The organism is Paracidovorax anthurii (assembly GCF_003269065.1).
Classification (GTDB): Bacteria; Pseudomonadota; Gammaproteobacteria; order Burkholderiales; family Burkholderiaceae_C; genus Paracidovorax; species Paracidovorax anthurii.
Genome location: NZ_QLTA01000032.1, coordinates 49,650 through 63,132 on the forward strand (window position 1 = coordinate 49,650; position 13,483 = coordinate 63,132).

The 13,483-nt window shown below is 65.3% G+C and carries 11 protein-coding genes; 7 read left to right on the forward strand and 4 right to left on the reverse strand.

All coding sequences use genetic code 11. The features are described from left to right. The first annotated feature begins 64 nt into the window (after positions 1–64). The 6 genes from AX018_RS15505 (at position 65) to AX018_RS15530 (ending at position 6,927) form a co-directional block, all read left to right on the forward strand. Complete coding sequence (locus AX018_RS15505; protein ID WP_111878821.1) at positions 65–1,129, forward strand: DUF932 domain-containing protein; 1,065 nt, start codon at positions 65–67, stop codon at positions 1,127–1,129. Positions 1,130–1,573: 444 nt separating this feature from the next. Then, positions 1,574–1,888, forward strand: coding sequence for a hypothetical protein (locus tag AX018_RS15510; RefSeq protein ID WP_111878824.1), 315 nt, complete (start codon positions 1,574–1,576; stop codon positions 1,886–1,888). Next, on the forward strand, positions 1,885–2,547 hold the full coding sequence (locus AX018_RS15515; protein ID WP_111878826.1) for a FlhC family transcriptional regulator: 663 nt from the start codon (positions 1,885–1,887) through the stop codon (positions 2,545–2,547). The genes AX018_RS15510 and AX018_RS15515 overlap by 4 nt, the downstream gene beginning before the upstream one ends. A 51-nt stretch (positions 2,548–2,598) precedes the next feature. Next, complete coding sequence (gene mobH, locus AX018_RS15520; protein ID WP_111878829.1) at positions 2,599–4,404, forward strand: MobH family relaxase; 1,806 nt, start codon at positions 2,599–2,601, stop codon at positions 4,402–4,404. A gap of 1 nt (position 4,405) precedes the next feature. Further along, the gene (traD, locus tag AX018_RS15525) at positions 4,406–6,307 is read left to right on the forward strand and encodes a conjugative transfer system coupling protein TraD (protein WP_111878831.1); all 1,902 of its coding nucleotides are present in this window, start codon (positions 4,406–4,408) and stop codon (positions 6,305–6,307) included. Further along, entirely contained in the window at positions 6,304–6,927 is a 624-nt protein-coding gene (locus AX018_RS15530) for an IncC plasmid conjugative DNA transfer DtrJ family protein (RefSeq protein ID WP_111878834.1), read from the forward strand. The genes traD and AX018_RS15530 overlap by 4 nt, the downstream gene beginning before the upstream one ends. A 79-nt stretch (positions 6,928–7,006) precedes the next feature. Here the strand turns inward: AX018_RS15530 and AX018_RS15535 are convergent, their stop codons facing one another. After that, positions 7,007–7,252 (reverse strand): helix-turn-helix domain-containing protein, encoded by a 246-nt coding sequence (locus AX018_RS15535; RefSeq protein WP_111878836.1) that lies wholly within the window; start codon positions 7,250–7,252, stop codon positions 7,007–7,009. Positions 7,253–7,290: 38 nt separating this feature from the next. On the opposite strand from AX018_RS15535, the gene AX018_RS15540 reads away from it, so the two are divergent. Further along, positions 7,291–7,686 (forward strand): DUF5983 family protein, encoded by a 396-nt coding sequence (locus AX018_RS15540; protein WP_353618494.1) that lies wholly within the window; start codon positions 7,291–7,293, stop codon positions 7,684–7,686. A gap of 343 nt (positions 7,687–8,029) precedes the next feature. Here AX018_RS15540 and AX018_RS15545 read toward each other — a convergent pair whose 3' ends face one another. The 3 genes from AX018_RS15545 to AX018_RS15555 all read right to left on the reverse strand — a co-directional run. After that, positions 8,030–9,808, reverse strand: a complete 1,779-nt coding sequence (locus AX018_RS15545; RefSeq protein WP_111878840.1) for a UvrD-helicase domain-containing protein — start codon at positions 9,806–9,808, stop codon at positions 8,030–8,032. Beyond that, entirely contained in the window at positions 9,808–11,946 is a 2,139-nt protein-coding gene (locus AX018_RS15550) for an ATP-dependent nuclease (protein ID WP_111878843.1), read from the reverse strand. The genes AX018_RS15545 and AX018_RS15550 overlap by 1 nt, the downstream gene beginning before the upstream one ends. Positions 11,947–12,469: 523 nt before the next feature. Then, a partial coding sequence (locus tag AX018_RS15555) for a putative Ig domain-containing protein (protein WP_245951581.1) occupies positions 12,470–13,483 on the reverse strand: 1,014 nt, incomplete at its 5' end.

A 13,483-nucleotide genomic window follows, 5' to 3' on the forward strand; every position in this document is an offset into this window, starting at 1 on the left:
CGCGGGGACGCGCGTCCCCGCAGGGGGAGTGTCGTCCCCGTTTTTTTTGCAATCGGAGATTGTCATGAAGAACGGACGTACCCTGGTGAGCCTGGCGCAGGAACTGCAACGCCAGCTCGAGAGCAAGAAGGACCTGGTCGTGCCCTCGCCGCTCGTGCGCCACAGCACCAGCGAAAGCGGCGGCACGAGCCTCGTGATCGAAGAGGCCGGCGGGCCGGCCTCCTATGGCGTGACACCCCTGGCGCGGCGCCAGCTGGCCGACAAGCTGGGCATCCCGTACGCGTATTTCGAGCGCATGCGCGAGAACCATCCGGCACTGCTGGACCGCAACGTCAACACCTGGCTGCAGAGCGAAGCCGATCGGCGACTGCTGCGCACGCTCGACGGTAATGTGCGCGCCGTGCTGTCCGACCGCTATCGCCGCCTGGACAACTATGCCCTGGTCGAGCACGTCCTGCCGATCCTGCGGGGACTGCCGGGCCTGGCGATCGAATCGGTGGAATTGACCGAGACGCGCATGTACCTCAAGTGCGTCACGTCCCGGCTGACGTACGAGATGGCGCCCGGTGACATCGTGCAGGCGGGCATCGCGATCTCGAATTCGGAAGTCGGGCAGGGCACGCTGTCGGTGCAGCCGCTGCTGTTCCGACTGGTGTGCCGCAACGGCCTGATCGTGGCCGACCGCGCGCTGCGCAAGACACACGTGGGGCGTTCGCTGGCCCAGGAGGATGACGGCGTGAGGGTCTACCAGGACGATACCCTGCAAGCCGACGACAAGGCCTTCTTCCTGAAGGTTCGCGACGTCGTGCAGGCATCGGTGTCCGAGGTGAGTTTCCAGCAGGCGGCCGCGAAGATGCAGAGGACCATGGGCATCCAGCTCACCGGGGATCCGGTGCAGAGCGTGGAAGTGCTGGCCCAGCGCTACACGCTCAACGACGCCGAACGTTCGGGGGTGCTGCGCCATCTGGTGGCAGGCGGCGACCTGTCGGGCTACGGCCTGGTCAACGCGGTCACCCACTACAGCCAGGAAGTGGACGACTACGACCGGGCGACCGAGTTCGAAGTGCTGGGCGGCAAGCTCATCGAGCTGAGTGCCGCCGAATGGAAGCCGCTCGCCGAAGCCGCTTGATGCCGGTGCGCCGCCTCAGGACGCAAAGGGTTCCCCTTTGCCGTCCGGGCGGCGCCCGCGCTCCGGGCGCCGCGGCCAATGCGCCTCGCTTCCCGAATGGAGCGCCGCATGTGCTCGAGCCCGGCCACCGGACAAAGGAAGTCCGGCAAGCCGGGATCGCCTGGGTCCCGCCACCGGCGCAGGCTCTGCGCCGTCCGCCGGGTCGGTCCCCCGCCGTACTGCCATCCCTGATACGTAATGTCACAAATTCCGAAACCGGCCCGCAGAACGCGCCGTTTCCGGTGGCAACCGCATCGGATCCGAGCAGAGGCAGCAAATCTCGTGTCATTCCCCATGACAGACAACCTATCCTGCTTCGGGCCCCAGACCACTCCATAGCCTTTCGAGGACGTCGTGAATCATCGTTGACAACAGCCCCGTTCCGGGGACTACCAAGGAACCGACATGCGCCACCTGCTCTTATCCGATGTGCAATCCACCAACCTGCAAATGCTCCACGTGATCCTTCTGGGCGCGGAGCGGGACATGGTGGGCACCTGCCGCAAGTACGGCCTGCACGCCAGCCAGGCTGAACGCCTGCGCACCATGACGCCACCAGAGCTCTGGGCCCTCGTGTACGCCGTCGGTGAGACATCGCTGTTCATTCCCAGGAGCGACCTCGTCGCACTGATCGACTCGCCGCCGGCGCTGGTCGGCACCCTGGCTGCGGCGCACCCGCCCCACCCCACCAAGTCCAGGCCCATCCAGGCGCAATCATGATGCCCGTGCGCATCAATCAGCGCATGCGTGCGTTGGCGCTGGCGCGGGACTGCGCCCTGCTGGGAGCGCGCATCCGCACGATCAACCACCTCACCGGCCTGCGCCCGCGGGAGTTGCTGCATCTGCTCTTCAGCGCCCGCAAACCGCCGCCGCGCGGACGGGCTCCGGACACCCGCGAGTGGTACCACAGCGCCAACCTGCTCCATCGCACCGAAGCGTCCGTCGTCGTCGCGAACTTCGCACGCCTGCGCCAATTGGGGTTCCCGGCAGCCGAAGCCCTGATCGCCGCCTACCGCTACTACCAATCCGTCTACCGTCCGCCCTCGCGCATCAGCTTCGACCGCGCCTTCGATCTGGCAGCGCGTGTCGAAGGGCTGTGGATCGCGAGTGCCCCAAGCTTCCGCCTGGCGTCCTGCACCCGATGCGGCGCGGACTTTCTTGATGCGCTCAGCGGCTCGGACACGGCGGCGTGCCCCTGCCCCTTCTGCCAGTTGATGGAGCGCCACAGGCGCGATCCCCGCCTCACCGCGACCGTGGCGGCAGTGCCTCCGGTGAGCGACGAGATCATCGTCCACCTGGCGCCCATCCTGGGCACCGCCTCGCACGCCGACATCGAAACCCCCGCCTCTTGCGCTCCGTTTCCACCGGACAAGCGCTAGCGGTGCGCCCAACAATGGACCGCCCGCCTGAACGGGCACGGAGATCCATCGATGGCCCCTGGCATGTCCCCCGCGCACGGCGGCGCGCAATCCTTCGCGTCCTCGGACCCGGGCTTCGAGCCGCTACCGCTGGCGTCCCTGCTGTCTCCCCACGAGCAGTTGCTGGGCCGCATCAAGCTGTGCTTCGGCGCCGACCGCGCCACCTTCGAGCGCGAGCTGATGCCACTCGTGCAAGGCTACGCACGCTTCGTACACCTGCTGCCCGCGACCGCGGACAACTATTTCCGCGCACCGGGGGGGCTCCTGCAGCTGGGCCTCGAGACCGCGTTCTTCAGCCTGCAGGGCACGGACGCACACATCTTCTCAGGCCGCTCGACGATCTCCGAGCGCCGCGAGCTCGAACCCCGCTGGCGCATCGCAACCTTCATCGGCGGCCTGTGCTGCGAGCTGCACCGTGCCTTGAGCCATCTCATCGTGACGACCTCCGATGGTGACGAATGGCCCGCGTTCCTTGGTGGGCTGATGCCGTGGCTGCAGCGCGGCGCAGCACGCTATTTCGTGCGCTGGCGCCCCCACGCACGCGAGTCGCGCGGCCTGGGCCTCTTCGCACTGCCCCACGTCGTCCCGGCGGAGGTGCTGCAGATGCTCGCCCACGGCAACGCGGTCGTCGTGCCGCAGTTGATGGCCAGCATCGCCGGCGTTCCCCAGCACCGCGAGCACAACGTCCTCGATGAACTCGTGCGCCGCTCGATGGCGCTGGTCATCGATCGCGATCTGCTCGCCAGCGCCGACCGCTACGGCAAGCCCCAGTACGGCTCGCATCTGGAGCGCTATCTCGTGGATGCGCTGCGTCGGCTTGCCGCCGGCCACTCGGCCTGGACACCCAACCGCGACAAGAGCCGCGTCTGGCTTGGACCGGAGGGCCTGTACCTGGTCTGGCCCGGTGCGGCCGAGGATGTGATCGCGCTTCTGGAGGGCGACCAGCTGGCCGGCATCCCCAAGTCCCCGCATACCCTGCTGGACGTGCTGATCGAAGCCGGGGTCTTCGTGGTGCCTGATGGCGCCGCCCGGACCTGGCCGATCCAGCCCCCGGGCGCCAAGGCCCCTTGCGATGCCGTCAAGCTCGCCAATCCTGCAATCCTGCTGACCGGCCTCGATCCTCCGCCGCCCGCGCTGGGCACGAGTCTCCTCGCCCAGGTCGCCAGGACGCCCGGTCCTGTGCCATCGTCACCCGCTGCGCCAACGCCAGCGCCAGCCGCCCCGACGCCGACCCCGGCCGCAACGGACACGACCGCTCTCGGTACAGCGCAAGCACCACCGAAACCGCCTGCGGCCACTGCGGCCGCACAGCTGTCCCTGCTGGACGCCGACACCGATGTCCCGCCTCCCGCGGGGCCGCCCTCCATCATGGACACGCGGGCTCAGGCATCCGTCGAGGGCACGCCATCGGCTGACGCATCCGGCGTTTCCATTCTGAGTCTGAAAGCGCCGATGCGCCTGAACCCCACCGTGCGCAGCATCCTGGCCGACATCGTGGAGACGGCGAACGACAGTGCCCGGGCCGGCCAGGTCCAGGCCGTGGCCGAAGGTCTTTTCGTGGCATTGGCCGAGTTCGAGCGCCGCGGCATCCAGCCCGGCATGGCCATCCGGGCCCTGGACGAAGCCCGGATGCTCTGGCGCCCGCAGGCCAGCGGCCCTTCCACGGTCTCTCGCCCCATCGGCGAGAGCACCGTCCTGGGCGTGATCCTCGCGCCGGCGCATATCGAAGGGGCCGATGCACGGACCTTCACGTCCCTTGGCAAGGCAGCGCCTGCGACGACCTCTTCCTCTTCCCGCACCCGCCAGGGGCGACATTGACATGCTGGTGCGTCGTTACGAGATGCCCTGGCGCCGCGCCTTCGAGGCCTATGCCGGCCTGGCGTGGTTGATCGCGGGTCTGTACTTCGTGGCCATCACGATCCTCGGCCCATTGCCGACCGCGCCCGCGCTGGGACTTGCCACCGCCTGCCTTCTGATGGCACTGCGCAGGCTGACGCAGGCGGTGCGCATCCTGCGCCTGCGGGGCTCCCTCGGTGGGCGCCGCATTCAGGTGCTGACCAGCCAGGCGCTGGCACGCCTGTGCGTCGACCCGTCGCAGGTGCTTCTCGGGTTCGGCTTCGAGTGGCGGCCAGTGCATGCGCAACGGCTCTACGAGCTCTCCAAGGTGGACTACCGGGAATTCGCGGTACCGCGATGGGTGCTGCGCAGCCTCGGCCAGGGCGAGGCTGCGCAGCCCGACGCGGAGATCGGCCTTCCCTACATTCATGGGGTAGAACCTGTAGAGCACCCGCTGTACCGGCCGCTGCAGAACTTCGAGGGCGGCACCCTGCTCGTTGGCACGACCCAGTCTGGCAAGGGCGTGGCGCTGGCCAACCTGATCACCCAGGCCGTGCGGCGGGGCGATGTGGTCATCGTGATCGATCCCAAGAACAGCCGGCGCCTGAAGCGCGTCGTCGAGAAAGCCTGCGAGGACTACCGCGAGCCGGACACCTTCATGGAGTTCCATCCCGCGTTTCCGGAGCGCGGCGTGCGGCTGGACTTCACATTCAACTGGCAGAAGCCCACCGAGATCGCCTCCCGCATCCAGTCGATCATGCCGCCGGATACAGCGGGGGCGTTCTCAGCCTTCGGCTGGGACGCGGTGAACGTCGTGTGCCAGGCGCTGGTCGAGCTGGAGGAGCGTCCCAACCTGATCAAGCTGACCAAGTACATCGAGGGCGGCATCGAGCCTGTGCTCGAGGCCTCGCTGCGGCGCTTCTACGCCGAGCTCCTGGGCGGTGCGTGGCGCGAGCAACCCGAGATGCGCAAGCTGCTGCACGATGCCCACCGCGGCAACATGCGCAAGCCCTCCGAGGCCGCAAGCGCCGACCTGATGGCCTTCGTTGCCTACTACGAACACCAGGTCCCTCAGAACCAGCGCGACAAGGTCCTTGACGCCCAGGTCCGCGTGTTTAGGCACAACCGCGAGCACTACCAGAAGATCACGGCGAACCTGCTGCCCATCCTGTCGATGCTCACCTCCGGCGACCTCGGCCGCACCCTGTCGCCGGACCCGTTCGATGCGCAAGATCCACGGCCGATCATGAACTTCGAAAAGATCGAGCGCGGCGGCCACGTGCTCTACATGTGCCTGGATGCACTGCCCGATCCGTCGGTCGCTTCGGCCATTGGCGCGCTGGCCCTGGCCGATCAGGCGGCCCGCGCGGGCATGCGTTACAACCTCGGCACCTACCGGCGGATCGGCCTGTTCGTGGACGAGGTGAGCAACGTCATCAACCAGCCGCTGATCGAGATCCTGAACAAGGGAGCCGAAGGCGGCATCTTCGCCACCTGCGCCATGCAGACGCTCGCCGACCTGGCGCGGCGGCTGGGCAGCGAGGATGCGGCCCGCATGGCGCTCGGCAACCTCAACAACCTGATCGCGCTGCGCACCAAGGACCGCCCGACACAGGACTTCGTGGTCGAGACCTTCGGCAAGACGGCCATCCATACCGTGCGCGTTGGCCTGAGCCACGGCGCCGATGCCCACCTGGGCGACTTCTCGTCGAGCTACTCCGCCCAACTGGCCGAGAGCTTCGAGGAAGTCGTGCCGGCCGACGTCTTGGGCAAGCTGCCGAACCTGCAGTACTTCGCTTCGGTGTCAGGTGGACGGATCATCAAGGGGCGGTTTCCGATCATCGACCCCGATGCCAGCGGTGTCCTCGAAAGGAAGCAGGCATGATCCGCGCGGTCGCCGTGGCCTCCCTCGCGCTGCTGCTCGTTCTGGTGCTCTACGTGCCTTCGGCCCATCCTCCCGAGCGCTTCCTGGAGCAACTGCGCCATGAGCACGATGCCGCGGTCCGGTTCTGGGGGCCGGAGCCGGCCTACCGCATGCTGGAGCGCTCGATCGCGATGCAGTCCAACGCCGCAGACGTCAGCCCGGTGCCGGCGGTGCGCGATATGCCCCGCACGCCCGGGGTGCCCGGTGCCGTGGCCACCGAGATGGCCTCGGTCAATCAACGCCTGTTCAACAACCCCTACTTTCGGTCGGTCGACGCGCTGCTGATGCTGGCGAGCTACCGCCTGTCGGGTCTGCTTGAATGGCTGCCCTGGCTGATGCCGATGGGGTGTGCCGCGGGCCTCGATGGCGCGCTCTCGCGCGTCATCCGGGCCAAGGAATTCCTGCAGCACGATCCCGAGATGTTCGCGTTGTGGGCCGCGTTGCTCATCATCGCTGCCTGCGGCGCGGTGATCGCCATGGTCCTGCCGGTGGTGCTCCATCCCGCCACGTTGGCCGGGTTTCCGATCGCGATGGCAGTGATGCTCGGCCGCGCGATCACCCATTTCCATCGGCGCGCCTGAACGGCGCGCGCCGCCCTGGCTCCGGCCGCACGGCCTCACAGGAGTTCTTCCGTCCACGCACCCACATGGCGCGCGCGCCCTACAACTGCGCCTCGGCCATCAGTTCGGTGAGGGTCATTTCCATGGCGCCAGCGATGCGCGCGATGGAAATGATCCCGGGATTCTGGCCACCCCGCTCGATGCTGCTCATGTAGGACCTGTCGATCGCACTGCGGTGCGCGAGCTCTTCCTGGGAGATGCCCCGCGCACGCCGGCTGCGGCGTATCGCCTCGCCCAGTGCGGTGAGCACCGGGTCGTTGGCGTGCCGGGGCGAGGAAATAGGCATCCCCGCATAGTGGGTTTATGATGCCAATCACACCACGGATGATCTTCCACATCGCCATGGCCGCACCGCTGACCGAACCAGAAGTAGAAGAAGCCTTGCCATGCCAGGCAGGCGACATCCTGAGCGCACGCATGGACGAGTTGGCCGAACGAATCGCTTCCGTGTCGCTGTGGCACCTGCAGCCGGCCACTCGCGCGCTCCTGCGCCGCAACGCGCTATCGGTCCACGCCTATCCAACCGAGTTCGGCGGCCTGGTGTTCATCGGGGTTCCACGCCAGCGCGCTCCCGCGGAGCACGACCTCGATATGGTGACGGCCGCGGCCGAGCATGCTGGCGTCGCCTGGTTGCTGTTCGACGCCGAAGCGCCGGTGGTGGCGGGACTTCCACTGTACTGTGAGGGTGAGCTCCACCCCTGGACGCCTCGCGCGCGTTGAACATCTGTCGCTGTCGACGCGCGTACGCACGATGATCGCCGCCAAGCTGACCTTCGGTACGGCCCCCGGTGCCGCCGTGAGCGGCAAGACAGCGACGTACAGCAGCCGTCCGCGCGCCCGCGGAGCGATCGCCCACGGTCAATGACCGGTCGCGGCCAGCGCGACGGGCTCGCCTCGACCCGCTGCTGCCGTTCGTACCGCCCAGGCGCATCGCCGATAGGACTCATTGGTTGACCTGTCGGCCAATCACCTCGCTGGCGCGAAGCCAGCTTCCGTAGGTGCGCGTTCAAGCCTCTAGCGACGTTTGCTCGGGGCTATGCTGGCCCGCGCAGCGCCGCCCTCACTACCCGTTGTAATCGAACTCACAACGGGCCAGAGCCTCGGTGGGCTCGTAGCTCCCATATCTTCCGCGTGAGCGACCGGCCTCCGAGATGAGGTGCAAGTGCTTTCGAGCGCGCGAGGCCAGGACGTACAGCAGCTTGCTGGCTGCAACATCACCGTCGGAATCGCTGAAGTGGGGCACCATGCCCTGGAGAAGACCGAATGCGATGACTACGTCAAACTCCGCGCCCTTGACCCCGTGAATCGTCGACACGGTGATCCCGGTCCGTTCACGGAACACCTTCTTGAAAAACGACAGATCGGTGATGTAGGCGGCGCCGGAGTTCTGCAGCCTCTCCAGCCGCGCCAGGGAACTCGCAAAGAATGCCTCGCGATGCTCCACCAGCGCAGGAAAAGCACTCAGCTCGATCCCCAGGCGATCGAGCAACGCGACAAAGGCTTGGTCCAGATACGCCAAGCCGTCTGTCTCGGTAATGGCGAGCGAGTTGGACTCCCGCAGCAGTGATCGCTGCGTGATCCTGGACGTGTCGACGCCGAAGTCTCGCAGGTCGGCAATGACGTCCCTGGCCCATCGCATGCGTCGCACCAACATTTGGGGCGACGACTCTGTCAGCAAGATCTTGGAAAGCTTGAACCAAAAGTTGTCGGGATCATTGCTGAACGGCACCAATCCTGGACCGTCGAACTGCTGGTCGGGGAGCAGTGCTACCAGTTTCCGGGTGGTTGACGCAAGCAAGATCCACCACGGCGCCAGCACACAAATCTCTTCGGGCGCATGCCCCTCGGCTAAGCTCGTTCGAATGAGCCTGACCAGTTCGTCATGAAGGTCGTCGTGCGCAACGAGTCGGTTGTATGAGACTTGGCTGGGAAAGCCCGCCATCTTGCCCGCTCCCTCGATGTCGGTAGCGTGCACATTGAAGTTGGAGAAGTGCCCGATAATCCGCGCGCTTGAGCGGTAGTTCAATCGCAGCGCCATCTCCCGAATGGGGATGCCCGTGAGCGCGCGAAAGTCCGCCGCTGAAATGGCATAACCGCCAAGTGAGCCATAGATTGCCTGGTTGGGATCGCCCACGATAAACGTCTTGGTGCTGCCGGCGCCCGCCCGAAGAATGGCCCCTACCAAGTTGTACTGGATCTGCTTCGTATCCTGGTACTCATCGACGAGGACATAAGAGAAGACTTGCGAAAGCAGCGCTGCGATATGCGGCTGACTCCGGATCAGCACCTGGGAGTACCAGAGGATCAACTCGAAATCGATGCGTCTCGTGTCCGCCAGTTCTCGAAAGTACCCCGCCAGCACCTGGTGGATCGTGTCATGCTTCCAGGTGTCGGCACACCCCAGCCGGTAACCATCCCCTTCGAAGTAATAGTCGCAGTCCCACAAGGTCACGCCGCGGTACGGTGCGCACAGTCGCTCAAGCATCTTCTCGCGGTCGTACCGGTCCAAGACCGTGTACCCACGAGCCAGCTCTGGGACATAGATTCCGTAGGGCTTGATGATCCATTCGAGACAGAACGAGTGAATGGTTCCGATCCACAAGGCGGAGGTGTCGACGCCAAGGGCTTCGATTCGCTCCTGGATCTCGTCAGCGGCTCGGTGGGTATAGGTGATGGCCACGACGATGCGCTTGTCCGTGCGCTGGGACAGTTCATACGCGATCTTGTAGGTCAGTGTGCGCGTTTTTCCGCTACCAGGGCAGGCGACCAGGAAGACGCTCGACGGTTCTTCGACGGCGGCCGCTTGCTCGGGATTGAGCTCGGTGGCATCCCAGACAAACATCAGGTCATCCCGGCAAGGAACGAATGGACCACGTCGCCCGGCAACGCCGTTACGGCCGCCGCACGAAGAGTGGCTAGATCGATCTCCGAGCGCCCGAAACGCTCCACCTCAGAATTGAAGACCGTCAGGCGCGGACGCGAAGCGCGATCCGTGCCCAACAGACAGTTCACGCGATGCCGGAGGATTCGCATAATCAGCGGGCGCGAAAACGAGCCATGCGCGAACAGCACGGCTTCTCTGATGTAGGAGGGCATAACGGCTTGGTGATCCAGCGTTTGCGCGAGCAAGATGGCGAACCACCCCTTTCCTTCCTGCTCGGCCATCGTCAAGGTCCGGTAGCCACTTTGATGGATGAGGCCCGAGCGAAGTTCGGTCATTGCCTGCGCGATCATCCATGGGGCCTTGTAGACCTTGTTGACGCTGCTCACGAAGGCTTCATGGTTGCCCGCCCCGACCAGATCCACCTCGAAGGTATGCGTGGCGTAGAAGCTCCGCACCCAGGCGTTGCCCGCGCCAAATGCGTCCAAATCGATCTTTCGCTGCGCTCCAGCCGTTTGCGAGCCAATCGCCTTTCGCTTCCTAGCAGCCAAGGCGTCGCCGTCCGCCGGATTCGGTGTGGTGTCGAAGAAGATCGTGTCCAGGTCCGTGACGATCGCGCACCGCTTGCGGATCCGGGTGTCGTGGAACAGAACCGCGACGTTCTTGAACCCGGTGCTTCGGATGTTGATCACACTGATTCCCAACTCGTCCACGCTCAAACCCAGGACTCGCTTCACGAGCACAGGGATCAGGATCTCTTCCGCGTCTCCCTCCACCAAAATCACGCTCTTGGCGAACAGCAGGTTGCTCCGCACTGCGTCCAAGTACCGCTGGATGCTTGTCACCTGCGCAGGATCCAGTCCGGTCGCCGGCTGGTAAGCCTCACAGAACGAGCCGCGTCGACCCAGGATGTTGACGTTGCTCACATTGCTCACTTCGGAGATGTGTGTGGAGTGCGTCGTGTAGATGACCTGGGCATCCTCGTAGGCGATGCGATCAAATAGCGTCTTCTGGATATGGGTGTGGATATGCGCTTCGGGCTCTTCGATGAGCAAGAAGTTCGCGATCGCCATCTTTTCTCGCTGGTACTTGAACTCCAGCAGTTTGAGGGTCAGGTAGATCAAATTAGCACCGCCAAGGCTGAGCTCGTTGATCGTCCCTTCATATCCGTCCTCCGACTCCCCGACGAACAGGCGCAGTGCCTGAAACAGCTGCTCCGCATCCTCGGGCAGGTCCGACCGGATCGACAGCGAGGTCGGGGAGTAGGTTTCGCCGGCAGTGTCCTTGATGGTCTCTCGGATGTGCTTGCGCACCGACTGCACGTCCTCGAGCCCTTCGATGGCGCCATTGAGATCGCGCACCTTGTCCACGACGGGGACCAGGGCCGCCGCGTCGATCTCACCGCTCTTGCTCCTGAGCAGGGTGAGCAGCGGATTGGTGCGGTTATTGTGAAACTCGGCGACGACGTCGCGAAGTGCCTGGATGAAGGTGAGTGACACCTCCTTGGTGACGGACAGAAATCCTGGCACCTTGGCCCCAATCTCAGGGAACTCGGTTTCGTCAGAGAAGGAACATAAGTCGAAGTTTCCGACGATCCGTTGATACGTGGCCGGATCACCAAAATCAGCGCTGCTTCGTCCGGTGAAGATGGTCTCGTAGTCGTCGATGCTGATGCCTTCCCGAACTGCCCTCAACTCCACATTGTCAAAGTCGTCGAGGGCCGCCAGCTTCAGCCGGATCTCCTTCTTGGGACGGAAGATCAGGTTGTAGGTGGCCTTGGAAATCGGTCCAGCGTGGACTTCGGCTGTGCCGTGCAGGAACAGCGCCTGAACCGCCTCATCGGGGCTGAGGTCCTCGAACTCCATGCTGATGATGATCCAGTGGCCCTGCCATTGATCTAGCGCACGGCTGAAATCGGACTCTTCCAGCCGATAAGCTGCGCGGACCATGTTGTCGTCCAGGAGCAGCCGGATTGCGCGGAGAACGTTGGACTTGCCCGCGCCGTTCTCTCCGATGATGGTGTTGACACCGCGCTGAAACGTCAGACTGGTGTTCTTGAAGTTCCTGTAATTGACCAGTGTAAGTTTGGAGATGTGCATGTCTTGGGCCCTCGTGCTCCCTGGGGCGTTAGCGTCTATTTGTAAGCTATCGTAGCGTGGCGGGGACGGCGAGAACGCCGGTCTTCGCAGCCGATTGCCGCAAACCTGGAAGGAGAGAGGTCGTCCACACGAGAGCGCCCGGTCTGGACGGACGTCGATCGTGCCAGCCATTGACCGCGGAGAGCGGCAATGCTGCAGGACCAGCGGCGCATGAACCGGCGACAAGTGGCCGTGCCGCGTGCTTGGCAGGCATCTGCTGCCGCCAATGACTCTGATCAGCCTGATGCAGACGCGCCGCTAGAACTTGGCTGAAACAGCGGCCCGTGCCACGTCCTGCAGGCAGCCCGCTACCCGCAGCATCGGTCGATCCGGCACGCTATCACCGGCGCGGTGCTCACTTTCACCCAAACACGTTCATTGCCGCCGAGGGCCCATGTCGGGGCGCACCGCGCTGCTTCGCAATGCGCCCCGCTCGCCGGCATCGATGCGGTGCCCGGAGACACCCGCATCGCTTGCCCGCTCGCTACCTCCAGTTCGCCGCCAGCGTGGTCTCCAGGCTGCTCTGGTAGTTCGCCGGCAGTTGCGTCTGCCCCGCCGCCGGCGGCGAGAACGACGCCATCGCCTGCACCAGGCTCTGAACCTGATTGGCCTGCAGCGCCCTGCCATCGCCGGCCTCGAAGCGCTCCAGCTGGTACTGCGAACCCCGGTACCAGTCCGTCACCACGAACTTGTCGCTCGTGCCGATGATGCTCACCTCCAGGTTGTTGCCCGCCTTGCGGAACCAGAGCTGCCGCGACGACACGTCCCCCGCGAACTTCGCGATGTCCTGGTTGCCGCTGGTGCTGTCGTTCTCCTGGATCGTGTCCGTGCCGTGGCCTCGCGCCAGCCAGTACGTGTCGTTGCCCAGCCCGCCCACCAGCGTGTCGGTCCCGGCTCCGCCGTCCAAATAGTCGGCACCCGCGCCGCCCGTGAGGACGTTGGCGCCCGCATTGCCAGTGAGCCGGTTGTCCAGCCCGTTGCCCGTGCCGTTGATCGCGCCCGAGCCCGTGAGCACGAGGTTCTCCACGTTGGCCGCGAGCGTGTACGTCACGCTCGACATCACCGTGTCGGTACCGGCATTGGCCGACTCCACCACCCGGTCGCCCGTGTTGTCCACGATGTAGGTGTCGTCGCCCGCGCCGCCCGACATGGTGTCCGCGCCGGCCAGCCCGTCGATCGTGTCGTTGGCCGCAGTGCCCGTCAGCGTGTCGTTGCGCGAGGTGCCCGTGATGGTGGAGGCCTGCACGGTCACGGCGAAACGCTGCGCCGCCTGCGCGCCCCAGGGGTCCTTGGCGCTGACCGCGATCTCGTAGGTGCCCGTGGGTGCATTCGCCGCAGCCTGGAACGTCTGCGTCTGCGCATCGAAGCTCAGCCAGGCCGGCAGCGCCGCGCCGCTCGCGAGCGTCGCGCCGTAGGCCAGCGTGTCGCGGTCGTCGTCCACGAAGGTGCCCGCCGGTACCTTGAAGCTCCACGGGCCGCCCTGCTTGAACGACTGCGC

What these genes read in the sequence shown, in the direction of transcription:
- AX018_RS15515 (WP_111878826.1), top strand. Translation starts at nt 1,885, where the DNA reads ATGATGCCCGTGCGCATCAATCAGCGCATGCGTGCGTTGGCGCTGGCG.
- AX018_RS15540 (WP_353618494.1), top strand. Translation starts at nt 7,291, where the DNA reads ATGATCTTCCACATCGCCATGGCCGCACCGCTGACCGAACCAGAAGTA.
- mobH (WP_111878829.1), top strand. Translation starts at nt 2,599, where the DNA reads ATGGCCCCTGGCATGTCCCCCGCGCACGGCGGCGCGCAATCCTTCGCG.
- AX018_RS15535 (WP_111878836.1), bottom strand. Translation starts at nt 7,252, where the DNA reads ATGCCTATTTCCTCGCCCCGGCACGCCAACGACCCGGTGCTCACCGCA.
- AX018_RS15505 (WP_111878821.1), top strand. Translation starts at nt 65, where the DNA reads ATGAAGAACGGACGTACCCTGGTGAGCCTGGCGCAGGAACTGCAACGC.
- AX018_RS15510 (WP_111878824.1), top strand. Translation starts at nt 1,574, where the DNA reads ATGCGCCACCTGCTCTTATCCGATGTGCAATCCACCAACCTGCAAATG.
- traD (WP_111878831.1), top strand. Translation starts at nt 4,406, where the DNA reads ATGCTGGTGCGTCGTTACGAGATGCCCTGGCGCCGCGCCTTCGAGGCC.
- AX018_RS15550 (WP_111878843.1), bottom strand. Translation starts at nt 11,946, where the DNA reads ATGCACATCTCCAAACTTACACTGGTCAATTACAGGAACTTCAAGAAC.
- AX018_RS15545 (WP_111878840.1), bottom strand. Translation starts at nt 9,808, where the DNA reads ATGTTTGTCTGGGATGCCACCGAGCTCAATCCCGAGCAAGCGGCCGCC.
- AX018_RS15530 (WP_111878834.1), top strand. Translation starts at nt 6,304, where the DNA reads ATGATCCGCGCGGTCGCCGTGGCCTCCCTCGCGCTGCTGCTCGTTCTG.